General features: G+C 52.7%; 18 protein-coding genes and 1 pseudogene. 14 read left to right on the plus strand and 5 right to left on the minus strand.

Features of this window, described 5'->3' with window-relative positions; translation table 11 throughout:
- Positions 1-181: 181 nt before the first annotated feature.
- The 7 genes and pseudogenes from DXU84_RS17105 to DXU84_RS17135 form a co-directional block, all read left to right on the plus strand.
- Positions 182-398 (plus strand): annotated as a pseudogene (locus DXU84_RS17105) (phage late control D family protein); the annotation flags it as partial.
- Between the two features lie 94 nt (positions 399-492).
- Positions 493-714: a DNA-binding transcriptional regulator gene (locus DXU84_RS17110; RefSeq protein WP_014341711.1), complete on the plus strand. Its 222-nt coding sequence runs from the start codon at positions 493-495 to the stop codon at positions 712-714.
- Positions 715-1137: 423 nt separating this feature from the next.
- Positions 1138-2757, plus strand: coding sequence for an ABC transporter substrate-binding protein (locus DXU84_RS17115; protein ID WP_223510035.1), 1620 nt, complete (start codon positions 1138-1140; stop codon positions 2755-2757).
- Positions 2758-2808: 51 nt separating this feature from the next.
- The gene (locus DXU84_RS17120; protein ID WP_153376311.1) at positions 2809-3768 is read left to right on the plus strand and encodes an ABC transporter permease; all 960 of its coding nucleotides are present in this window, start codon (positions 2809-2811) and stop codon (positions 3766-3768) included.
- Complete coding sequence (gene opp4C, locus DXU84_RS17125; RefSeq protein ID WP_013577989.1) at positions 3768-4715, plus strand: oligopeptide ABC transporter permease; 948 nt, start codon at positions 3768-3770, stop codon at positions 4713-4715. The genes DXU84_RS17120 and opp4C overlap by 1 nt, the downstream gene beginning before the upstream one ends.
- Complete coding sequence (locus DXU84_RS17130) at positions 4712-5716, plus strand: ABC transporter ATP-binding protein (RefSeq protein ID WP_153376313.1); 1005 nt, start codon at positions 4712-4714, stop codon at positions 5714-5716. Before opp4C ends, DXU84_RS17130 begins: the two co-directional genes overlap by 4 nt.
- Positions 5713-6678, plus strand: coding sequence for an ABC transporter ATP-binding protein (locus DXU84_RS17135; protein WP_013577987.1), 966 nt, complete (start codon positions 5713-5715; stop codon positions 6676-6678). The genes DXU84_RS17130 and DXU84_RS17135 overlap by 4 nt, the downstream gene beginning before the upstream one ends.
- Before the next feature lie 18 nt (positions 6679-6696).
- On the opposite strand, the gene DXU84_RS17140 is transcribed toward DXU84_RS17135, so the two are convergent.
- Positions 6697-7668: a LysR family transcriptional regulator gene (locus DXU84_RS17140; protein WP_367398104.1), complete on the minus strand. Its 972-nt coding sequence runs from the start codon at positions 7666-7668 to the stop codon at positions 6697-6699.
- A 110-nt stretch (positions 7669-7778) separates the two neighbouring features.
- Between DXU84_RS17140 and DXU84_RS17145 the strand changes: the two genes are divergently transcribed.
- On the plus strand, positions 7779-8651 hold the full coding sequence (locus DXU84_RS17145) for a fumarylacetoacetate hydrolase family protein (RefSeq protein ID WP_153376315.1): 873 nt from the start codon (positions 7779-7781) through the stop codon (positions 8649-8651).
- 6 nt (positions 8652-8657) lie between these two features.
- Here the strand turns inward: DXU84_RS17145 and DXU84_RS17150 are convergent, their stop codons facing one another.
- Positions 8658-10073 (minus strand): PTS transporter subunit EIIC, encoded by a 1416-nt coding sequence (locus tag DXU84_RS17150; protein WP_370461800.1) that lies wholly within the window; start codon positions 10071-10073, stop codon positions 8658-8660.
- 309 nt (positions 10074-10382) lie between these two features.
- On the opposite strand from DXU84_RS17150, the gene DXU84_RS17155 reads away from it, so the two are divergent.
- The gene (locus DXU84_RS17155; protein WP_112197112.1) at positions 10383-11582 is read left to right on the plus strand and encodes an enolase C-terminal domain-like protein; all 1200 of its coding nucleotides are present in this window, start codon (positions 10383-10385) and stop codon (positions 11580-11582) included.
- Positions 11583-11592: 10 nt separating this feature from the next.
- On the opposite strand, the gene DXU84_RS17160 is transcribed toward DXU84_RS17155, so the two are convergent.
- The gene (locus DXU84_RS17160; protein WP_037032703.1) at positions 11593-12303 is read right to left on the minus strand and encodes a GntR family transcriptional regulator; all 711 of its coding nucleotides are present in this window, start codon (positions 12301-12303) and stop codon (positions 11593-11595) included.
- A 207-nt stretch (positions 12304-12510) separates the two neighbouring features.
- On the opposite strand from DXU84_RS17160, the gene DXU84_RS17165 reads away from it, so the two are divergent.
- Entirely contained in the window at positions 12511-12762 is a 252-nt protein-coding gene (locus DXU84_RS17165) for a helix-turn-helix domain-containing protein (RefSeq protein ID WP_013577981.1), read from the plus strand.
- A 3-nt stretch (positions 12763-12765) separates the two neighbouring features.
- The gene (locus DXU84_RS17170; protein ID WP_013577980.1) at positions 12766-14061 is read left to right on the plus strand and encodes a type II toxin-antitoxin system HipA family toxin; all 1296 of its coding nucleotides are present in this window, start codon (positions 12766-12768) and stop codon (positions 14059-14061) included.
- A 63-nt stretch (positions 14062-14124) separates the two neighbouring features.
- Here the strand turns inward: DXU84_RS17170 and DXU84_RS17175 are convergent, their stop codons facing one another.
- Together DXU84_RS17175 and DXU84_RS17180 are read right to left on the minus strand one after the other, a co-directional pair.
- Positions 14125-16602 carry a membrane-bound PQQ-dependent dehydrogenase, glucose/quinate/shikimate family gene (locus tag DXU84_RS17175; protein ID WP_041673396.1) on the minus strand — a complete coding sequence of 826 codons (2478 nt, stop codon included), beginning with the start codon at positions 16600-16602 and terminating at the stop codon, positions 14125-14127.
- Positions 16603-16999: 397 nt separating this feature from the next.
- Positions 17000-17887 (minus strand): LysR family transcriptional regulator, encoded by an 888-nt coding sequence (locus DXU84_RS17180; RefSeq protein ID WP_153376317.1) that lies wholly within the window; start codon positions 17885-17887, stop codon positions 17000-17002.
- Positions 17888-18027: 140 nt separating this feature from the next.
- Between DXU84_RS17180 and DXU84_RS17185 the strand changes: the two genes are divergently transcribed.
- The 3 genes from DXU84_RS17185 to DXU84_RS17195 all read left to right on the plus strand — a co-directional run bounded on the left by DXU84_RS17185 (position 18028) and on the right by DXU84_RS17195 (position 21512).
- Positions 18028-19587, plus strand: a complete 1560-nt coding sequence (locus DXU84_RS17185; protein WP_153376319.1) for an ABC transporter substrate-binding protein — start codon at positions 18028-18030, stop codon at positions 19585-19587.
- 93 nt (positions 19588-19680) lie between these two features.
- Positions 19681-20565: a dihydrodipicolinate synthase family protein gene (locus DXU84_RS17190; RefSeq protein WP_119262376.1), complete on the plus strand. Its 885-nt coding sequence runs from the start codon at positions 19681-19683 to the stop codon at positions 20563-20565.
- Positions 20562-21512, plus strand: a complete 951-nt coding sequence (locus tag DXU84_RS17195; RefSeq protein WP_370461802.1) for a nucleoside hydrolase — start codon at positions 20562-20564, stop codon at positions 21510-21512. Before DXU84_RS17190 ends, DXU84_RS17195 begins: the two co-directional genes overlap by 4 nt.

Raw genomic sequence — 21512 nt, forward strand, 5'->3', positions numbered from 1 at the left:
TTCATGGGGATGTCCTCATGTGGCTTATGAAGACATTACTAACATCGTGGTGTATTAATCAACGGGGAGCAGGTCAGACGCTACTAGAAATAAATCCTTTTATTTCATATTTTTAAGCTATTTTTAAAGCGACTTCTCCGTCGCCTTAAAAAATTATTCCGCCAGCGCCGCTTTCTGCGCCTACGCCACGCAAAAGGCCGCCATGCGTGCAGCCCAGGCAAAAGGGGACAAACTCCAGCGCGGTGTCGGGTTTTAAATCCGTGATCGACGCGCAGCCCTGGCTAATCAGCAAGGTGACACACAACCTGGACAGCAGCAGATTTGTGACGATGTTGAATCTGGAAGTATTGCTGTCGGATGTGAGTTATGAGGCGACGGAAAGCGACGGTGCTGAATAAGCTGAATATGTAAATCACTGTAATGTCAGATGTATGTTTTAGCGAATGACATACAATGATTGTATCTGATTAAAATGATTACATGGTGATTATTATGATGCACTGCCCGAAATGCCAGCACGCCGCTCACGCCCGTTCCAGCCGTTACCTGAGCCTCAACACCAAAGAGCGTTATCATCAGTGTCAGAATATTAATTGCAGTTGCACGTTTAAAACTCATGAGTCGATTGCGGACATCATTGTTGAGCCTGGGACGGTTCACGCCGTGCAGTTGCATCCGGACAAACATCAGCAGCAATCTCTACAGATGCACTAAAACAAGAAACCCGCCAATGGCGGGTTTCTTGTCTATTGTGCCTTATCAATGATTACAGGCTGTGATTGTTCGCCGCATTAAGGAGGGCGTTAGCTCTACCGCCATTTCATCGCCATCATAAAGCGTATAGCTAAAAATCAACTTAATTAATCAAAAAATAACATTATGAATTTATTGAATTTAACTTGATTATTTGAAGTTATTTTTTGGCATTAAGAAATAAAAAATAGCTATAAGCCATATTTTTTCGTTGTTAGACAAGGGTAAACGGCATCCTTACTCTTTGTCATGTTTTGTAAACCGTTTGCACACTTATGATGAGGATGTCTTTTGGCTACGTTATTACGCTCTGCATTCGCGCCAGCCGCACAACGCGCGCACCGTACTGCTTCTTTCAAAATCGCATTACTGGCCAGCGCCGTGATGCTGTCTTCTTTTGCATTCGCTGATGATGTATTAAAGGAAGGCATCACACCGGCAACAGATGTCAGCCAGATTCCTGCGGCTGCAAAACTGCGCACTGATACAGTGATCGCCGGGATCTCCGAACCTCAGGGGATTTTTAACCCGTATTTCTTCGTCAACGGCTGGGATGAAAATGTCACTAACGTGATTTTCGCCCGTCTGATTGACTGGGACAGCCAGGGCAAGCTGGTTCCCGGCTTGGCGCAAAGCTGGACCGTCAGCCCGGATGGCAAAACCTATACCATCAAACTACGTCCTGACCTGAAATTCAGTGACGGTTCACCACTGACTGCAGAAGACGTCGCGTTCACGCTGACGGTGTTGTATGACCCGAAATACGATGGTGATACCGATATCACGCTGGCACACATTGCCGGTGGTGATGAATATAAGCAGGGCAAGGCGGACAGCATCAATGGTCTGAAAGTGATTGACCCGTTGACGTTGCAGGTCACCACCACTCAGCCGGGAGCCACCACGTTGCAAAAAATCGGCGGGCCGGTGCTGTCGAAAGCGTATTACGGCAAAGGCTATCAGCGAGGAAATCTCGATTACCTGCGCACGCTGCATGGCAAACCGTTGGGTAATGGCCCGTATGTGTACGATAAGTACATCCCGGGGCAGGAGATCCGTTTCCACGCCAACACCAATTATTATCGCGGCGTACCGCCGACTCCGCGCTTTATCTATCGCGTGACCAATCCGTCGACTAACTTCCAGTTATTCCAGACCGGCGATACTGATTACGATGCCTTCACTTCCCGACCGGATGACATCGAGCAGCTGAAAATGCTCGGCTTTGCCAACATCAACCTGTACGGATCCAGCGATTACAGCAAAATTGAATTTAACGTTCACCGCCCTGCGTTGCAGGATGTGAAAGTGCGTCAGGCGCTGATCTACGGGCTGGATCGCCAGAAACTGATCGACGTGGTTTATCAGGGTTACGGCTCTGTGGCGATTGAGCCGATCGCGCCTATCTCCTGGGCGTACAACACTGATGGCGTGAATCCCTATAAATTCGATCCGGCGCAGGCCAATAAATTGCTGGATGAAGCAGGGTGGAAAGTTGGCGGTGATGGTATTCGTGTGAAAGACGGTAAACGTCTCGAACTGACGCTGCTGGTCAGCAAAAAAGTGCTGAACGATGCGCTGATCCCGATCGCAAAAGAAGACTATCAGAAAATTGGCGTATTGCTGAAACCGCAGGTTGTGGACTTCAACGCCCTGATGTCACAGCGTAAAGCGGGTAATTACGATCTGGCCTCGTTCAGCACCAGCACGCTTAACGATCCGCACGATGGCGTGTGGGATTATTACAGCACCGAGGCTACCGAATCCGGCTACAACAACCCTGAAGTCGATAAGCTGATCAACGAAGGGAACGCGACACTGGATATCGAAAAGCGTAAGCCGATTTACCACGAGCTGTACAAAGTGCTGGCAAACGATCCGCCGGCGATCCTGCTCGGTAACCGCAAAATTCTTTCAGCCAGCAGCGCCCGCGTGACCGGTTTTAAACCGGACATCTACAACGGCCTGACCGGCAGTCTGCCGGATGTCAAAATTGTCAAATAATCAGAAATAACGCCGCTGCCGGGCTCTTCCGGCAGCTTCAATGAGAAAGTCATGAGAAATTTCATTCTGCGTCGTTTACTTCAAACCATTCCGATGTTGTTCCTCGCTTCGCTGCTGATTTTCATGCTGTTTGCCAAAACGCCGGGTGATTTTATCGATGGTAATATTACGCTGACTGCACAACGCGCTGCTGAACTGAAAGCCTTATACGGCCTGGATCAACCGCTGCTCAGCCGCTATCTGCACTGGCTGGGGAATCTGTTGCGGGGGGATCTGGGTTTTTCGTTGCAATATCAGATCCCGGTCAGCCAGTTGCTGAATCAGTACATCTGGAATTCCTTCCTGCTTGCGACCATTGCGATGGTGTTGTACTGGGGGATCGCGCTGGCAGTTGGCATTGTCTCGGCGATGAAGCCTTATTCCCTGTTCGACCATGTGGTGAGCATTGTGATTTTTGCCGCGATGTCCTTCCCGACCTTCTTCCTTTGCCTGCTGCTGATTAAATGGTTTGCCGTGGATCTTCACTGGCTGCCTGTGGGCGGCATGACCAATACCGGCAGTGACGCGACCGGCTGGGCGTGGGTGATGCAGGTGGCCGCGCATCTGGTGTTGCCGGTCGTTGCGCTGGTGATGCTGCAGGCGGGCGGCCTGACGCGTTATTTTCGCGCCAGTATGCTGGACGTCGTGCGGATGGATTTCATCCGTACCGCGCGTGCCAAAGGGCTTCGTGAACGCACGGTTATCCTCAAACACGCGTTGAGAAACGCGCTGCTGCCAATTATTACGCTGCTCGGATTTGAGTTGCCGGGGCTGTTTTCCGGGGCGCTGATCACCGAAAAAGTTTTCAACTGGCCGGGTGCAGGGCACATTCATATTGATTCACTGGCAGCGCGTGATTACCCGGTCCTGATGGGATTCACGCTGTTTCTGGCGGTTTTGACCATTCTTGGCAATCTGATTGCCGACGTGTTGTATGCGTGGGCTGATCCGCGTATCCGTGTGAGGTCGTAATGTTTGGCTCTTTATTTTCAACCAACCGCCGTCTGCGCGAAGCGCAAATTCCGGTGCTGGCTCAGGTGACACCGTCACCCTGGCGACAGGCCTGGCGGGCGTTGCGCCAAAACCGGCTGGCAATGTTTTGCTTAGTTCTGCTGCTGGTTATGGCCGTCTGGTGCATAGCGGGTCCTTACTATTCTCCCTGGCGCGATGATGCCACTGATGCGCTGATGATCAACAAAGCGCCGAATGCAGAACATTGGCTGGGTACCGATTTTCTCGGGCGTGATGTCTATACGCGGTTGCTGCTGGCGGGGCGCATCTCGCTGATTATCGGCATGCTGACCATGTTGCTGTCTGTGACACTCGGGTATCTCATGGGCGCGGTGTCCGGCTATCTCGGTGGTGTGACTGATAAAATCATCATGCGTTTTGCTGATCTGGTGATGACTATTCCGAGCCTGCCGCTGCTGATCGTGATGGGCGCGATGCTTTCTGAACTGGATTTTTCGCCGGATTCCCGTGTGTACATGGTGATCGTGATGCTCAGTTTGCTGGAATGGCCGAAGCTGGCACGTCTGGTGCGCGGGCAAATTCTCTCCCTGCGTGAACGTGATTTCATGCTGGCGACACAGGTGCTCGGCTTGTCTTCACGCCGTCGGCTGTTCGGTCATTTACTGCCAAACACGGTGCCAATTCTGGTGGTGATGGCCACGATGGCCGTGGCGAACGCCATTCTCAGCGAATCTGCACTCAGCTATCTGGGATTAGGCGTGGTGCCGCCGACGCCGTCTTGGGGAAATATGATGGATGCGGCGAACAGTCTGATCGACTTCCAGCGTCGCCCGTGGTTGTGGATGCCGCCTGGCGTGGCGATTTTTATTACGGTGATTGCGATTAACGTGCTGGGTGATGGCCTGCGTGACGCGCTCGATCCAAAACTGAAACGGAGCAAAAAATGACACAACCGTTGATCCGTTTTAATCAGCTTTCGCTGTCGTTCTCCAGCGATCAGGGCCGTGTGCGCGCGGTACAGGATGTCACCTTTGACGTTCAGGCAGGTCAAACTGTCGGTATTGTCGGGGAATCCGGCTGCGGGAAAAGTGTCACGGCGATGTCGCTGATGGGGCTGTTACCGCCACAGGCCGCACGTATTGATGGCGGTGAAATTCTGTTTCAGGGGCGTGACCTGCTTAAACTGCGGCCGTCACAAATGGCGGATTTGCGCGGTAACCAGCTGGCGATGATTTTTCAGGAACCCATGACCGCGCTGAATCCGGTGCTGACCCTCGGTGAGCAACTTGTCGAGCCGCTGATCCGCCACCGCGGTGAATCGCCGAAACTGGCGTGGGCACATGCGACGGAGATGATCACCAACGTCGGGCTGGCGCGTGCGGAAAGCCTGATGACCAGTTATCCGCATCAGCTTTCGGGCGGTATGTTACAGCGCATCATGATTGCGATGGCGCTGAGCTGTAAGCCGCAGTTGCTGATTGCTGACGAGCCCACCACTGCACTGGACGTCACCGTACAGGCGCAGATCCTGCGTTTATTACGTGAACAGGCGCAGCAAAATCATATGGCACTGATGCTGATCACTCATGATTTGGGCGTGATCGCGCAGATGGCCGACCACGTGGTCGTGATGTACGCCGGTAAAATTGTCGAGCAGGGGGCGACCGCCGATGTGCTGCGCAATCCGCTACATCCGTATACCCAGGGACTTATTGCCTCGAGGCCGACACCGGGCGAACGCCGCCGCCGCTTGTATTCCATTCCCGGTCAGGTACCGGATCTGGCCGCGCTGCCGCCTTACTGCGCATTCACCGAACGCTGTTCCCGCGCCACGGAAAGATGTCGCCAGGGCATTCCGCCGCTGGAAGGTCAGTTCCGGCAGGCCGCATGTTTTTATAGCGGACTGAACGCGGTCAGTGAGAAGGAAAACTGGGGGTTACAGCCATGAGTGCTGAATATCTGATTGAAGTGGATGGCCTGAAAAAGTATTTCCCGATCCGTGACGGCGTATTCGGACAGGAAACCGGGCAGTTGCGGGCCGTGGATGGCGTCAGTTTTAACATCCGCAAGGGCACGATTTTTGGGCTGGTCGGTGAATCCGGCAGCGGTAAAACCACCGTCGGACGCACGTTGCTGGGGCTGTATGACAAAACGGCGGGCAGCGTAAAATTTCGTGGCGAAGACCTGCACGGACTGAAACCTAAGCAACTGAAAGCGTTACGTCCGAAAATCCAGCTGGTCTTTCAGGATCCTTACAGTTCGCTGAACCCGCGCATCCGCATTGGTGATGCTATCGGTGAAGCGATGCTGGAACACAAGCTGTGTACGCGGGCGCAACTGCACGGGAAAGTGGTGGAGGTGATGAAGATCTGCGGGCTGTCGCCGCTGCATTACAACCGTTTCCCGCATGAGTTTTCCGGCGGTCAGCGCCAGCGTATCGGCATCGCCCGCGCACTGATCCTGCAACCCGATTTCATTATTGCCGATGAACCCATTTCGGCGCTGGACGTGTCGATTCAGGCACAGATCATTAATTTGTTCGCGGATTTACGTGACGATCACGGCGTGACGTTTCTGTTTATCTCGCACGATCTCGGCGTGGTGGAACATCTGTGTGATGACGTGGCGGTGATGTATCTCGGCCAGTTAGTGGAAACGGCCAGCCGTGATGCGTTGTTCTGTCAGCCCCTGCATCCGTATACGCAGGCGCTGCTGGCGGCGGTGCCGACGCTGGATCCGGACAGTGAGCCGGTGGCGATGGTCAGTGGTGAAATTCCGGATCCGTCAAAACCGCCTGCCGGTTGTCGTTTCCATACCCGCTGCCCGTGTGCAACCGACCGTTGTCATAAAGAAATTCCGTTACTGCGTGAGGTAGAAAGCGGTCATCACGTGGCCTGCCATCTGGTGTAAAAACAAGCCCGCCGGATTTCAGTCTTCCATGATCCGGCGGGCTTCCATCTGCATTTTTTGCCCAACGCTTTTGGTCACGTCGATCACTTTCTGTGTGGCCGGTGAAAGAAACGCACCTTCCAGCCAGGTGATCCCGACCCGGCGTTCCATCACTAACTGGTCGTTATCGATACGGATCAGCCGCGAAAGGAATTCTTCTTCGACCAGAATATTCTCCGACAAAAAGCTCAGCAATCCGCTTTTCGCAATCAGCCCCGGCACCGACGCCAGTGAGCTGATTTCCACTTTCACGTCTGGCGGTGAGCAATGATTTTCATAGAACATTTTATCCAGCCACTGGCGCATCGACACGGTTTTCGCCGGTAAAATCCAGCCATAACGGCTGAGTTCACGCAGGCTGGCGGGTTTACCGGCCAGCGGGTGATCGCGTGACGCGGCGACGATCACCCGGTCGGCGGTTACCGGCAACTGCACCACCGGACTGTCGTAGTTGACCAGCGGACCGATGATCACATCGATCGCATGACGTTCCAGCAACGTAAAAAGCACGTCGTTCATGCCGATCTGGATTTCCAGTTTCATATTCGGCACCTGCGATTGCAGCATTTTGCAGATTTCAGGCAGTAAGAATTGTGTCGCAGAACCTGAGACACCCACGCGAACGATACCGCCCGCGCCGCTGCTCAGTTCATTCATGATTTCCCCAAGCTCAAGATAGGAACTTTGCAGCGCTAAACCACGCTGATAAAGCACCCGTCCCGCCTCGGTCAGTTCCAGCCCGCGACCTGCCCGTTTGAACAGTTTGATGTTCAGTTCTTTCTCTAAACGGGTGATGGATTTCGAAAGCGCAGGTTGAGTTATATTTAAATTTTGTGACGCAAGTCTCAAATTCATTATCTGCGCAGCCGTCACGAAATACTCTAAGTCTCTGTTATTTAACATTGATTCCTGAAATTCATCAATTTGATAATAAAATATAGTAGAAGGCATGAGAGGCAGGGTCAATAATCACGCCAACGTTGTGACCGGCACGCCGTTTTCGCAACACGAACGCCAGCGAATTTACCTGTTTTAAGTAAAATAAGAATCTAAGTGCATCTATGAAAATTGTTAATTTCACCATCAATAAAGACCACACCAAAAGCTTCGGTATCTACCAAAAAGAGGGGATTGTCGACGTCGGCAGTCACTCAGGATGCCGCGATATTAACGAATTCATGGCACGCCATTCACTTGCAGAACTGCAACGCTATGCTGAGTCCCCTGCGGATCTTCAACTGAATGACATCAGTTTCCTGCCGGTTATCGACAGGCCGGGCAAAATTTTCGGCGTGGGCATGAACTACGCGGAAAAACGCAAAGAATTTAATGAAACCAGCGACGCGCCGACATTGTTTGTCCGCTTCGCGGATTCGCAGGTCGGTCACAACGGCACCATCATTAAACCGGCTTCTTCTGAGCAGTTTGATTATGAAGGCGAACTGGCGATTATTATCGGCCGCACGGGCCGCAATATTTCAGCAGAAAACGCACTCGATTTTGTCGCCGGTTACAGCTGCTACATGGATGGCTCAGTACGCGACTGGCAGCATAAATGGTATACCGCAGGTAAAAACTGGCCATCGACAGGCGCATTTGGCCCGTGGATGGTGACGCCGGATGAAGTCGGCGACCCGCAAAATCTGAGTATCAAAACCTGGCTGAATGACCGGCTGGTGCAGGACGACACCACAGCCAATATGGTGCACACCATTCCGCAGATGATTGCCTATATCAGCACCTTCACCCAGCTTTCACCGGGCGATGTGATCATGACCGGTTCACCGGGCGGTGTGGGTAAAACCCGCGTACCGCCGTTGTTCCTGCATGAGAATGACAAGATTGAAGTGGAAATCGAAAATATCGGGCGTCTGACCAATCTTATTCAGAATGCACCGTTGTCTGAGCTTACGCATTCAAAGACAGCGGCCTGATAAATCTCAGCGCGTTTGATTCACCAAAGGCACCGATTGTTCGGTGCCTTTGTTTTTGACGACCATCAGGTAGGTCAGCGTAAACGACAGCCCCAGTGACAGCACTACGCCCATCAGAATGTAAATAAAATAGGGACCGATGTAGGCGGGCAGGCTGAAAATGCTCGACAGAATATAGCCGTACAAACGCACTCCGAAGAACGCGATAAATGCCGACGCCACGGAACTGCTGATGGTGGTGGCGATAAAGGCTTTTTTGTAGCGCGTCAGCACGCCGAATAATGCCGGTTCGGTGATCCCCAGCAAGCCGGAAATCGCCGCAGAGAGCACCACGGATTTTTGTTCACGGGTTTTAACGTGGAAATAAATCGCAAAGGTGGATCCGGCAATCGCCATGTTGGCCATAAACATCATCGGCATCAGCATGTCCCAGCCCTGATCGGTAAAGTTCTGCAACGCAATTGGCGTCATGGCGTGATGCATGCCGGTGAGGATCGCCACCGGGCGGATCGCGCCGACAATAAAGCCCGCAAACACCGCCGATACATCGAACAATCCCTGGATGCCAAACGCCAGCAACTTACCGAGATAAATCCCCGCCGGACCAATCAGCGTCAGTGACACCAGCGCCGCGATAAACAAGGTCAGCGTCGGCGTAAAGACGGTTTTCAGCACATCCGGCATGATTCTATCGACCCAGCGATGGATGTAACTCAGCGCCAGCACCGAGAAAATCACCGGAATGACGCTTGCCGAATAGTTGAAAACAGACACCGGCAGCACATCCATAAAATACAACGCGGTCGGTGCCCCGGCCGTGTGGCTGGCGAGTGCTTTCGCCGCGTCCATCAATGTCGGGTACATCAGGCAGGCGGCTACGGCAGCGGCCAGATATTCATTGGTTTTGAAGATCTTCGCCGCAGAAACCGCGAGGAAAAACGGCAGGAAGTAAAATACGCCGCTGGCGATCAAATCGATGATCATCACGGTTTCGCTTTTGGCCGATATGACTTTCAGGGCAATCAGTCCGGCCAGTAAACCTTTAATCATCCCCGCGCCCGCAATGGCCGGAACGATCGGGCCGAACACGCCGGAGACAGTATCCATGAACATCGATACCAGGCTTTTTCTTCCTTTTGTGGAAACATTTCCTGTTGGTGTTTCGGCGTTGCCGCTCACCGGATCCAGTTGCGACACGATAGCCTCGTACCAGATATTCACCTTTGGTCCGATGATGATTTGCACCTGATCACTCTGGCTTTGCGCGCCGAGCACGCCGGGCAGATTTTTAATCTCATCCCAGGCCACTTTATTTTCGTCGCGTAAATCAAAACGCAGGCGGGTCATGCAGTGCCAGACTTTATTAATATTTCCCGCACCGCCCACCAGTTTAATTACCGAGAGCACTATTTCTGTATTCACCCTAAACCCCGCGACGAAAAAATGAATTATTCTTTATTTGAGTGAAGAGGAGTGTAATGAGGGATATTTTTAAAAACAAACCAATAAAACAGGATCCCCGTCACATAACTTCACTGATCGGTGCAGGTTTGGCACGTCATGGTTAAATTGGTCTGTTTTTTGGTGATATTCAGCCATGCTTTCAAACCAAAATAAAAGCCTGAATTTTAGGTTTACAAGCAGGATAAAAATACGTTGAAATAACCCCAATACGAATATTCCCGCCGCCTTTTTGTGAAAAGGAATTACGGTCTTTATTAAGGATTTATCATGCAGCCTGTGCTGATTACTCATATCGAATGTCAGATAACGCGCCCTGATCGTCATAATTTAGTGGTGGTCAGAATTGAAACTGATCGTGGTATTTTCGGTCTGGGCTGCGCGACATTCCAGCAGCGCCCGCTGGCGGTCAAACTGATGGTGGATGAATATCTCAAACCGCTTTTGATCGGCCGCGATGCCAATCACATCGAAGATTTGTGGCAGATGATGATGGTGAACGCTTACTGGCGTAACGGACCTGTGATCAATAACGCCATTGCGGGCATTGATATGGCGCTGTGGGATATCAAAGGCAAGCTGGCAGATATGCCGCTGTATCATCTGTTTGGCGGTAAATCGAAAGATGCCGTCACGGCGTACAGCCATGCGGCCGGTGAAACGCTGGAAGAATTGTACGGTGAAGTGGATCGCTTGCTGGCTGAAGGTTACCGCCATATCCGCTGCCAGCTAGGTTTTTACGGCGGTAATGCGCGTGATTTCCACAGCACCCGCCAACCGACGGCGGGTGCGTATTACGATCAGGATCAGTACATCGACAACACGCTGGCGATGTTCAAAGCGCTGCGTGAAAAATACGGCAATCAGTTCCACATTCTGCACGACGTTCACGAACGGTTGTTCCCGCAGCAGGCGGTGCAGTTCGCCAAAGCCGTCGAGCAGTACCGGCCTTACTTTATCGAAGATATTCTGCCGCCGGACCAGAACGAATGGCTGGCGCAAATCCGCAGCCAGACTGCGGTGCCGCTGGCGACCGGTGAATTATTTAATAATCCGGCGGAATGGAAAGATCTGGTTATTAACCGCCGCATAGACTTTATCCGCTGCCATGTTTCGCAAATCGGCGGTATCACACCGGCATTAAAACTGGCGCATTTCTGTCAGAGCTTTGGCGTGCGACTGGCGTGGCATTGTCCGCCTGATATGACGCCGATTGGTGCAGCCGTGAATACGCATCTGAATATTCATCTGCATAATGCGGCAATTCAGGAATTTGTCGCGTATCCGGCTAACACGCAGCAGGTCTTTCCGGGCGCACGGGCACCGGAGAACGGGTATTTCTATCCGGGAGAAGAAGCGGGCATTGGTGTGGGCTTTAACAGCCAGGCTGCGGCTGAATTTCCGGTGGTGTACCGTCCGCATGAATGGACGCAAAGCCGCCTGCCGGACGGCGTGATCCACACGCCCTGACAACAGGGTGTTACTTCTGGCGGAAAGCCAGATTGTCCTGATTAAACGGGATGACGTAGGTACAGGAATAATCGATGTCGATAATGTCGCTGAACGCATAAACTTTGCCGCCCTGCAAAATGCCTCTGTTGGTAATGTGCATGGCGGCAATGCCTTTTTTACATCCCAGGATGTGCGCCTGTTCTTTATTGACTGTCACCGCCTGATAGCGGGTGAGGGAATGTGAAATCGCATAGCCCTTGCTCAGAACATATTGCTGAATGGAATGTTCGATGGTCTTCTGATTCAGATCACCAAATTCACGGGCAGGCATACGGGAGTATTCAATCTGTACGTTGCGCTGGCTGATACGCCGCAAACGGGTGAATGCCCAGATAAAATCATCCACACTCAGATCGAAAACCTGCTGCTCTTCTTTATCCGGCCGCCGCTTGTGCAGCTCCAGCATTTTAAAGCTGATCTCGGCGAATTTCTTTTCGGTGATCGAGTTGTACACCAGCGGATTACTGCTCACGCCGGGATTAATGTAAATTCCCGAGCCCTGCACAATGCGCACCGCCCCGATGCTCACCAGTTTTTCCAGCGCCTTGCGCACGGTAAAGCGCGAAACCCCGTATTCTTCCGCTAACTGGCGCTCCGGTGGTAACTTCTCCGGCAGCGATCCGCTGTTCTGATAAATCTTGCTCAGTAAATCCTGAGCGATAAATTCGCTTTTTTTCATGAGGTTTCATCCGTGCGTGGAACAGGTATTTGAGCATGAGGAGGCGGTAGCGGGCAAATTACAGCGTATAAACTGTATTTATCTTTTACAGCTTTCAGGCTGTATTATCCCCTAAAAGGGATATTTTAATTTTATTTGCTTTAAGGGATAAAAGTTGATTTATCCCTTACAAGGGATACACTGAGATTATCCGCCAGGGAGGATAATATGAACATTACATCTGCAAAAATGCTCGCCAATGCGCTGCGTAATGAGCGAAAAAAGCGCAAACTCAGCCAAAGTAAAACGGCTGAAACCATTGGCCTGAAGCAGTCTACGGTTTCTGAGTTCGAAAATTATCCGGACGGTACCCGTCTGGAAACACTGTTCAAATTATTGGCGGCGCTGGATTTAGAGCTACAGATCACGCCAAGGGATAGCAATCCGCAGGAAAAGTGTACCTGGGATCAGGAGTGGTAATACATGGATAAGTTAACGCTCGCATTAAATGGCATTGCTGTCGGTACCCTGGAAAAAGGCGGCAGTGGTGAAATGTCATTTGTTTACCATCAAAGCTGGCTCGATCGCCCCGGAGCCCGCGCCATTTCATTATCATTACCTCTTCAGGCAGATAAATTCCGTGGCGCAGTGGTATACAACTTTTTTGACAATCTTCTACCCGATAACGAACAGATACGCAGCCGTATTCAGGCACGTTTCCACATCCCGACGAAGCAGCCTTTCGATTTGCTTTCGCGGATCGGTGGTGACTGTGTCGGTGCGATCCAGCTCTATCCTGAAGGTGATCAGGTTGCACCTGTCACGGAAATTCATGCCCAACCGCTTGGCGAAAAGGATATTGAGCAGCTTCTGCAGGGATATAAGGATGCACCTTTGGGCATGGAAGCTGACATTGAAGACTTTCGAATTTCTCTGGCCGGTGCACAGGAAAAAACGGCTTTGCTCTGGTATCGCGACCAGTGGCATCGCCCGCAGGGAAGTACGCCTACCAGCCATATCCTTAAACTTCCTATTGGTTATATCGCTAACAATGGCATTGATCTCAGCGAGAGCGTGGAGAATGAATGGTTGTGTCTGAAGATAGCCGAAAAATTTGGATTTCCTGTTGCACGGTCTGAGATTGCCAGTTTTGGCGCTCAGAAGGTGTTGGTCGTTGAGCGTTTTGACCGCCGCTGGTCGCAGGATGGATCCTGGCTGATGCGTTTACCTCAGGAAGATTTTTGTCAGGCGCTGGGTGTTGCTCCCGCATTGAAGTATGAATCTGATGGCGGCCCCGGAATTGCACGCGCAATGAAGCTTTTACTGGGTTCTCAACGGGCGGGGGCGGACAGGGATATGTTCTTTAAAAGCCAGATCCTCTTCTGGATGCTGGCCGCCATTGACGGTCATGCTAAGAATTTCAGTGTTTATATCGAGCCGGGCAGCGCATACCGCATGACACCGTTTTATGACGTGATGTCAGCATTTCCTCTGATGCATCTGCAAGGAATTCCGGCGAAGAAAGCCAAAATGGCGATGGCTGTATTAGGGAAAAACCGGCATTTTCATTGGGACAGAATTCTTCCCCGCCATTTTGTGACGACGGCGCAACGGGTCGAGTACTCGAAAGAAAACGTCTCTGCGATGATGACGGAAATGAAGGAAAAAACTGAGCAGGTGATTGCAGATGTTGAAGCAATAATACCTGCTAATTTTCCGGCAAAAATCAGTGATGCAATTTTTGCAGGCCTGCGCCATCAGGCTGCACGTTTGCCTTAATCTCTTCAATAAAAAAAAGCCCGCCGGTCTGCACCGGCGGGCTTTGTCATTGACTGCTAAATCTTACTTCTGATCAGGCAGTGCGTAGGCGATCACGTAGTCGCCGCGTTCTGCGGACTGACGTGCGCCACCGGCGCTGATGATGATGTACTGTTTACCGGTTTTCGGTGAAACGTAGGTCATCGGGCCGGACTGGCTGCCGACCGGCAGACGGGATTTCCAGATTTCTTTACCGTTTGCGGTATCGAACGCGCGCAGATAGAAATCCTGCGTACCGGCGAAGAACAGCAGGCCGGATTGCGTTGACAGGCTCGCGCCCAGCGTTGGCATACCGACTTCCATTGGCATGCGCATTTTGATGCCCAGCGGACCGGTGTCTTTCACCGTACCGACCGGCACCTGCCAGACGATTTTGCCGGTTTTCAGGTTCACTGCAGACATGGTACCGAACGGTGGTTTCTGGCAAGGAATGCCCAGCGGAGACAGGAAACGCTCGCGGACTGCGCCATAAGGTGTGCCGTCCATCGGTACCAACCCCATCTCGATGCCGCTCGCGCCGGTCGGAACCTGGGCACGCGGAACCATGTAGTTCGCCAGACCCAGACGCATATCATTCACGAACATGATGGCGTTGTTCGGGTCAACCGAGACGCTGCCCCAGTTCATGCCGCCCAGAGAACCCGGGAATTGCAGGGAACGATCCAGACCCGGAGGCGTGTATACGCCCTGGTGACGCATGCCTTTAAACTCGATGCGGCACAGCAGCTGATCCATTGGTGTCGCGCCCCACATATCAGACTCTTTCAGCGTCTGGTTGCCGATGTTTGGCATACCGACAGAGAAAGGCTGCGTTTTGGAGTAGCGTTCGCCAGGGACATTACCCTGCGGTACTTCGCGGTTTTCCACTTTGGCGACCGGCTGGCCGGTTTCGCGGTTCAGCATGAAGATCATGCCTTGTTTGGAGGTCTGCACCAGAACCGGCGTGCTGCCACCTTTCCCGTCCGGCAGGTCATACAGCAGCGGCTGAGACGGCAGGTCGAAGTCCCACAGATCGTGATGGGTGGTCTGGAAGGTCCAGCGGACTTTACCGGTGGCCACATCTACCGCAACAACAGAAGAACTGTATTTGTCATCCAGCTCGGTACGCGTGCCGCCGAAGAAGTCTGGCGTCGCGTTACCGGTAGGCATGTAAATCAGACCCAGTTTTGGATCGTAGGACATGGCCGACCAGACGTTTGGCGTACCACGGGTATAAGTCTGACCTTCCGGTGGCAGTTTGGTGATGTTCGGATTACCCGGATCCCATGCCCACACCAGTGCGCCGGTGTGCACGTCGAATGCACGCACTACGCCCGGAGGTTCGCCGGTAGAGAAGTTATCCGCTACGCGGCCGCCAACGACAACCACGTTACCCGCGACCAGCGGGGTAGAGGTTTGCTGGTAGTAGCCAGGTTTCACTTCGCCCATGCCGACTTTCAGATCCACCACGCCGTTGTCACCGAAATCAGCGCAAGGCTTGCCGGTGTCGGCGTTGATGGCGATCAGACGGGCATCAATGGTTGGCAGGAACAGACGACGTTCGCAGGTGCCGCTGAGGGTACCGCCGGTCGCAGCAGGCGTTTGCGGAGCGTTAGTGGCTGGCGCGGCAGCTTCTGAGGCTGCGTTCGGGCTTGCCGGCTCAGCAGCAGGTACGGCGGCAGGTTGTGCTGCGGGTGCCTGTGGCGCGGCGCTGTTCTCGTAATAGCCCAGACCACGGCAACGCTGCCAGTTAGGTGCGGTGGAGTTGGAATCGTAAGACCACAGCTTTTTACCGTCATCCACATTCAGGGCGATCACTTTGCTGTAAGCGGTACACACAAACAGCTTGTCACCGATTTGCAGCGGCGTGTTCTGGTCTTCAGCGCCGGAGCCGTTGCTCTGCGGGATATCACCGGTATGGGCAATCCACGCAACCTGAAGTTTATCCACGTTGGTTTTGTTGATCTGATCCAGTGCAGCAAAACGGTCGCCAGCGGTAGTGTTACCCCAGTTTTCCCAGTTCTTCTGCTCTGCACCTTTATCTACCGGTTTCACCGGCACCTGATCGCTGTCGGCGCTGATGATTGGCGTCGGCACGAAGGTATTACCGAATGCGGCAATCAGCGCAACGGCCAGAACAGCCGCCAGCGAGAAGCCTGGCCCTTTACGCACCACCAGGCCCGCGCGTGCCTGAAGCAACGGATAGGCCAGTGCCACCAGGAAAGCCAGCACGCCGAAAGTGAACAGGCGGGAGAACAGCGGCCAGAACGTGAAGCCCGCGTCCCAGACAGCCCAGATAATAGAAAGCACAAAGGCCACGGCATACAGCCATGCGCCTGACGGCTTACCTTTAAAAATCAAAACGGCGGAAACGATGAGCGCCAGACCCATCAGCAGGAAGTAAACGCTTCCTCCTAATGTGGCCAGGTACGCACCACCGATACCGAGTGTCAGGCCGATGACGACCATCAGCGCACTCAGTAACCAGAGGAGCCACGTCCACTTGTTATTTGTTGTTGGCATGATTTATCTCACTGCATTGGTTTGTAGAAAATAGGTTGTAGAGAACTGTTGATGAAAAGCTGGTACCACTTAATGACCACCCGTTATTAAATGAACCAAATAGAACAATTTCGCGCAAAGAGTAATACTTCTCATCGAGGTTGTGAATGTGTAACGAAGAGTTTGAAATTAGGTAAATTATTATAGATTAGATTATTATTTATGCAGGTAAATTTTATTCATTGATTTTAAAGAATAAAATAAAGTGTTTTATTCGTTATTTTGATAACTGAAGTGTTTGATATACGTTTTTCATCTAATTAAACGTACCAGCCGTCCGCAGACTTCTCACCATAAAGGGGAGAAGGGGAACACGTTGGACTCACTGGTACGATTTTGGCGAACCTGACGGGGTGTTTTACAAATAGCCTTCAATTAATGCCTTCATTTCTTTGGTGATATGTTCCACCAGACGGCTTTTCGGGATCTGCGGCGGGAAAACGGCGAGATAGGCGATGCTGATATCTGGCGTAAACGGCTTAAGCACGATATCGCTTTTGTGGCTGCGAGCCGTGATGAAATCCACCACACCGATACCCAGATTATTCCCCGCCATCACACAACAATTGTTCAGCGACGTTTCAATCGGGTTATTCATATATAAGTCGAGGCGGCTCATCACCTGATCGAGCTGTTCACGCAGCGGCGTTTTGCGCCCGGGTATAATAGGGCGGTAACGCGTCAGATCCATCGCGGTGACGACATTCTGTTTGGCCAGCGGGTGACGTGGTGACATCACGGCAACGGCATTGGCCCGCGCCAGCATTTCCGCTTCCAGCCCTTTCACATCCGGCTTACCGAAAATGAACCCGACGTCGTACTGATTGCTGGTCACCACATCGGTGATGTGCGTCGTGCTTTCGATATCCAGAAACAGCGAGATATCGTCAATACTCTCAATCAGCGGCGGCAAAATGTGTTCGACGCACAGCGCGGAAAGCGCCGCAACCGTGCCAATGCGCAAAACGCTGCCTTTTGAATGACGTATTTCGTCGGCGATACGTGAAATATGTTCAAGTCCGAGATACAAACGCTCGACTTCACGATACAACTTGATGGCATCGTCGCGCGGGATCAACCCGCGTCCGTCGCGGTCAAACAGCTTCAGATCAACCGCATATTCGAAATCGCGGATCAGGCGGCTGACCGCAGGCTGCGTAATGTTCATCATATTGGCGGCGGCGGTCATGCCACCGGTAAGGATCACCTTGTGAAAAGCTTCTACCTGTCTGGGATTAATTTTCATATGCATCCTCAAGATCCATAACATTTGTTTATGGATGTAACACAAAATACAATTTTCAATTCAGAAGTCCACCCCCTAGACTCCAGTTTACGATCTGATACACATTGCCTGAAAATCTAAAATAATTAAGGGTTAAATGAATGAGAAAGTCCGTTTTGGCAGGAGTGCTTTCCTCAGCACTGGCCACGCTTTTTGCTTTACAGACCGTACAGGCTGCTGATCTTAATATCGGCCTTGCCGCATCTACCACGTCTATGGATCCGCAGTTTTACGTCGGCGGTGCCAACAGTGCGATGGCACGCAACATATTCGACGGCCTGGTGAATCAGGACGAAAAACAACACATAACGCCAGCGCTTGCAGTGTCATGGAAAGTCATCAACGACACCACCTGGGAATTTGCCCTGCGTCCCGGTGTGAAATTCCACGATGGCAGCGATTTCACTGCCAAAGATGTGATTGCCAGCGTGAAACGCGTGGCGCTGGCCTCAAAAAACAGCCCGAGCGCCTATACGCCGTACGTCAACGATATCGCTGACGTCACCGAAGTGAATCCTTTAACGGTGAGAATTGTCACCAAAGCGCCAACACCATTATTACTTAACAACTTAAGCCGTGTTGCTATTTTACCGGCCCGGCTTGAGACGGTCGGATCGCAAACCCTTAATGAAGGGAAAGATGTCATCGGTACCGGCCCGTTCAAATTTGTCAGCTGGACACCGGACGATAACGTCGTGCTGGCGCGTAACGATCAGTACTGGGGCGGAAAACCGCAGTGGGATAACGTCACCTTGCGCGTGTTCAAAAACCCGAGTGCCCGCGTGGCGGCAATGCGTTCAGGCGACGTTGATATGATTGAAAGCGTGCCGACGGCAGACGGGCGGGATCTGGGCAAACAAGCCAGCCTGCATCTGGAATCTGTCGCCGGTAACCGTATTTTGTATTTACATCCGGATCAGGATCGCGATGTGTCGCCATTCGCCAAAGGGTCGGATGGCAGCAATCCGCTGAAAAAACGCGAAGTGCGTGAGGCGATGTCGCTGGCGATAAACCGTCAGGCGATTGTGGATCGCATTATGGACGGGCAGGGCGTTCCGGCGTCGCAACTGGTGCCGAAAGGTTACTTCGGCTATACGCCGTCGATTGCCGCACCGGTTTACGATCCGGTGAAAGCGAAACAATTGCTGGCGCAGGCCGGTTATCCGGATGGTTTTACGCTGACGTTCCATGCGTCGAATGACCGTTATCCGAACGATTCTAAAATTGCGCAGGCGCTCGGCCAGATGTTCAGCCGCGTTGGCATTAAAACTGACGTCGTGACCATGCCGGGCAGCGTGTATTTCTCCCGTGCATCCAAACGCGATTTCAGCCTGATTATGGGCGGTGCGGCGATTGAAACCGGTGAAGCCTCCGGTGTGCTGGGACCATTACTCGAAACCTTCGGTCCGAACGGCGGACAAGGCAATCGCGGGCGTTACTCGAACCCTGAATTTGATAAAACACTGCTGCAGGCGCGGGAAACTCTCGACGATGGCCAGCGTGAAAAGTTACTGCAACACGCCACAGAGATTGCGATGAAAGACGAAGGCACCATTCCGTTGCTGTTCCTTTCATACACCTGGGCGATGAAAACACCTTATACCTACGTTGGTCGCTCAGATGGCTATACGTTGCCGTACTTTGTCCATAAGAAACAGTAAGTAAACGCAAAGTGCATACCAAACCCAGGCGGGAATACAGCACCAACACCAGGGCTGTACTAAGGTAGTAGTTTACTAAAAGAGAGAGAAGCTATGACTTCTTTTAGCGGTGTGTATCCCTATCTGGTTTCGCCGGTCACTGATGGCGGCCAGATAGACAAACCAGTGTTAACAGCGCTGGTCGAACACCTGATAAACAGCGGGGTGCATGGTCTGACGCCGCTCGGCAGTACAGGTGAATTCGCTTATCTCAATGCAGAACAACGCACGGAGATAGTGAAAATTGTCGTTGAAGCCGCTCGAGGCCGCGTTCCGGTTATTGCCGGTGTCGCAGCCACCACCATTCAGGACGCCGTAGCGCAAACCGCTCGCTACGTCGCGCTGGGTGTCGACGGTATTCTGGCGATCCTCGAGGCCTATTTCCCGGTGCCCGAACAGGGCGTCGAGGATTATTTTCGTGCCATCGCGACCGCAGCCGGAAAGCTGCCGGTTGTGCTGTATACCAATCCGCAGTTCCAGCGTTCTGATCTCAGCCTGCCTGTCATCGAGCGGCTCAGTCACGTGGAAAATATCAACTATATTAAAGATGCCTCGACCAATACCGGCCGGTTGTTGTCGATTATCGAACGCACGCAGGGGCGGATGCAGGTATTTGCCGCATCGGCACACATTCCTGCCTGCGTGATGCTGATTGGCGGCGTGGGCTGGATGGCCGGTCCGGCCTGTATTGTGCCGAAGCAAAGTCTGGCGCTGTATGAGGCCGCGAAGCAGGGCGACTGGAAAAAGGCGATGGAGTTGCAGCGTCCGCTGTGGCGCATCAATGAAATCTTCGCCAAATATTCTATCGCCGGTTGTATTAAAGCCGCGCTGCAATTGCAGGGTTTTGAGGTCGGCGATCCGTTGCCGCCGCAGGTGCCATTAAATCAGGCCGCGCGTCAGGAAATCGCTGACGTTTTACGTTCCGTGGGGGCGCTGTGAAAACCCTGCCGGTGATCATTGACTGCGATCCGGGCATTGACGACGCCATTGCACTGCTCAGCGCGTTCGTCGCGCCGCAACTGAACATTCTCGGCATTTGCACCGTGTGTGGCAATCAGCCGCTGGCGAATACCACACGTAATGCGCTGCAAATTACCGAGCTGGGTTACCGGCTTGATATCCCGGTGTTTGCCGGTTGTCATCAGCCGCTGCTGCGCGCGCCGATCCACGGCCAGTTTCACGGCGAAAACGGTCTGGGTAATACCACCTTTCCCGCGCCACAGAAACAGGCTGACGCCGTTCATGCCGTTAACTTTCTGATCAGCCGCTGTGAGCAGGCGATTGAACATAATCAGCCACTGACGCTGTGCGTGCTCGGGCCACTGACCAATCTGGCAACGGCGCTGCGCATGAAACCTGGGATCACTGAGGGTATTGGTCGCGTGGTGCTGATGGGCGGTGCGTATCGCGAAGCCGGTAACCGCACCATGACCTCTGAATTCAATATGCTCGCCGATCCCCATGCCGCGCATATTGTGTTTTCCTCGGATCTGAACATCACGGTTTTACCGCTCGATGCCACGCATCAGGTGATTCTGACGCCGGAACATGTGGCGAAATTTATCAAAGTCTCCGGGCGGATCTCCGTTCAGTTGGGCGAATTAATGGCGTTCTGGGATCGCAACGACGTGCGCCGCTACGGTTCACGCGGCGGGCCGCTACACGACCCGCTGGTGATTGCTTACCTGCTGGCGCCGGAACTGTTCAGCACCGAAAAAGCGCGGGTGTTTGTCGAACACGACAGCGAGTTGTGTATGGGGCAAACCGTCGCTGACTGGTATGGCAAGTCGGGGCTGACACCCAACGTTGATATCGTCACGCACGCAGAGGCCGACAAAGTCTTCGCGCTGTTTTACGAACTGCTTTCACGTTATGCCGGGAAATAA

This window comes from Rahnella sp. RcJ3 (genome assembly GCF_009498575.1).
Taxonomy (GTDB): domain Bacteria; phylum Pseudomonadota; class Gammaproteobacteria; order Enterobacterales; family Enterobacteriaceae; genus Rahnella; species Rahnella aceris.

What these genes read in the sequence shown, in the direction of transcription:
- DXU84_RS17165 (WP_013577981.1), top strand. Translation starts at nt 12,511, where the DNA reads ATGAACATTACATCTGCAAAAATGCTCGCCAATGCGCTGCGTAATGAG.
- DXU84_RS17145 (WP_153376315.1), top strand. Translation starts at nt 7,779, where the DNA reads ATGAAAATTGTTAATTTCACCATCAATAAAGACCACACCAAAAGCTTC.
- DXU84_RS17155 (WP_112197112.1), top strand. Translation starts at nt 10,383, where the DNA reads ATGCAGCCTGTGCTGATTACTCATATCGAATGTCAGATAACGCGCCCT.
- DXU84_RS17140 (WP_367398104.1), bottom strand. Translation starts at nt 7,668, where the DNA reads ATGCCTTCTACTATATTTTATTATCAAATTGATGAATTTCAGGAATCA.
- DXU84_RS17130 (WP_153376313.1), top strand. Translation starts at nt 4,712, where the DNA reads ATGACACAACCGTTGATCCGTTTTAATCAGCTTTCGCTGTCGTTCTCC.
- DXU84_RS17190 (WP_119262376.1), top strand. Translation starts at nt 19,681, where the DNA reads ATGACTTCTTTTAGCGGTGTGTATCCCTATCTGGTTTCGCCGGTCACT.
- DXU84_RS17110 (WP_014341711.1), top strand. Translation starts at nt 493, where the DNA reads ATGATGCACTGCCCGAAATGCCAGCACGCCGCTCACGCCCGTTCCAGC.
- opp4C (WP_013577989.1), top strand. Translation starts at nt 3,768, where the DNA reads ATGTTTGGCTCTTTATTTTCAACCAACCGCCGTCTGCGCGAAGCGCAA.
- DXU84_RS17135 (WP_013577987.1), top strand. Translation starts at nt 5,713, where the DNA reads ATGAGTGCTGAATATCTGATTGAAGTGGATGGCCTGAAAAAGTATTTC.
- DXU84_RS17160 (WP_037032703.1), bottom strand. Translation starts at nt 12,303, where the DNA reads ATGAAAAAAAGCGAATTTATCGCTCAGGATTTACTGAGCAAGATTTAT.
- DXU84_RS17115 (WP_223510035.1), top strand. Translation starts at nt 1,138, where the DNA reads ATGCTGTCTTCTTTTGCATTCGCTGATGATGTATTAAAGGAAGGCATC.
- DXU84_RS17120 (WP_153376311.1), top strand. Translation starts at nt 2,809, where the DNA reads ATGAGAAATTTCATTCTGCGTCGTTTACTTCAAACCATTCCGATGTTG.
- DXU84_RS17185 (WP_153376319.1), top strand. Translation starts at nt 18,028, where the DNA reads ATGAGAAAGTCCGTTTTGGCAGGAGTGCTTTCCTCAGCACTGGCCACG.
- DXU84_RS17180 (WP_153376317.1), bottom strand. Translation starts at nt 17,887, where the DNA reads ATGAAAATTAATCCCAGACAGGTAGAAGCTTTTCACAAGGTGATCCTT.
- DXU84_RS17170 (WP_013577980.1), top strand. Translation starts at nt 12,766, where the DNA reads ATGGATAAGTTAACGCTCGCATTAAATGGCATTGCTGTCGGTACCCTG.
- DXU84_RS17175 (WP_041673396.1), bottom strand. Translation starts at nt 16,602, where the DNA reads ATGCCAACAACAAATAACAAGTGGACGTGGCTCCTCTGGTTACTGAGT.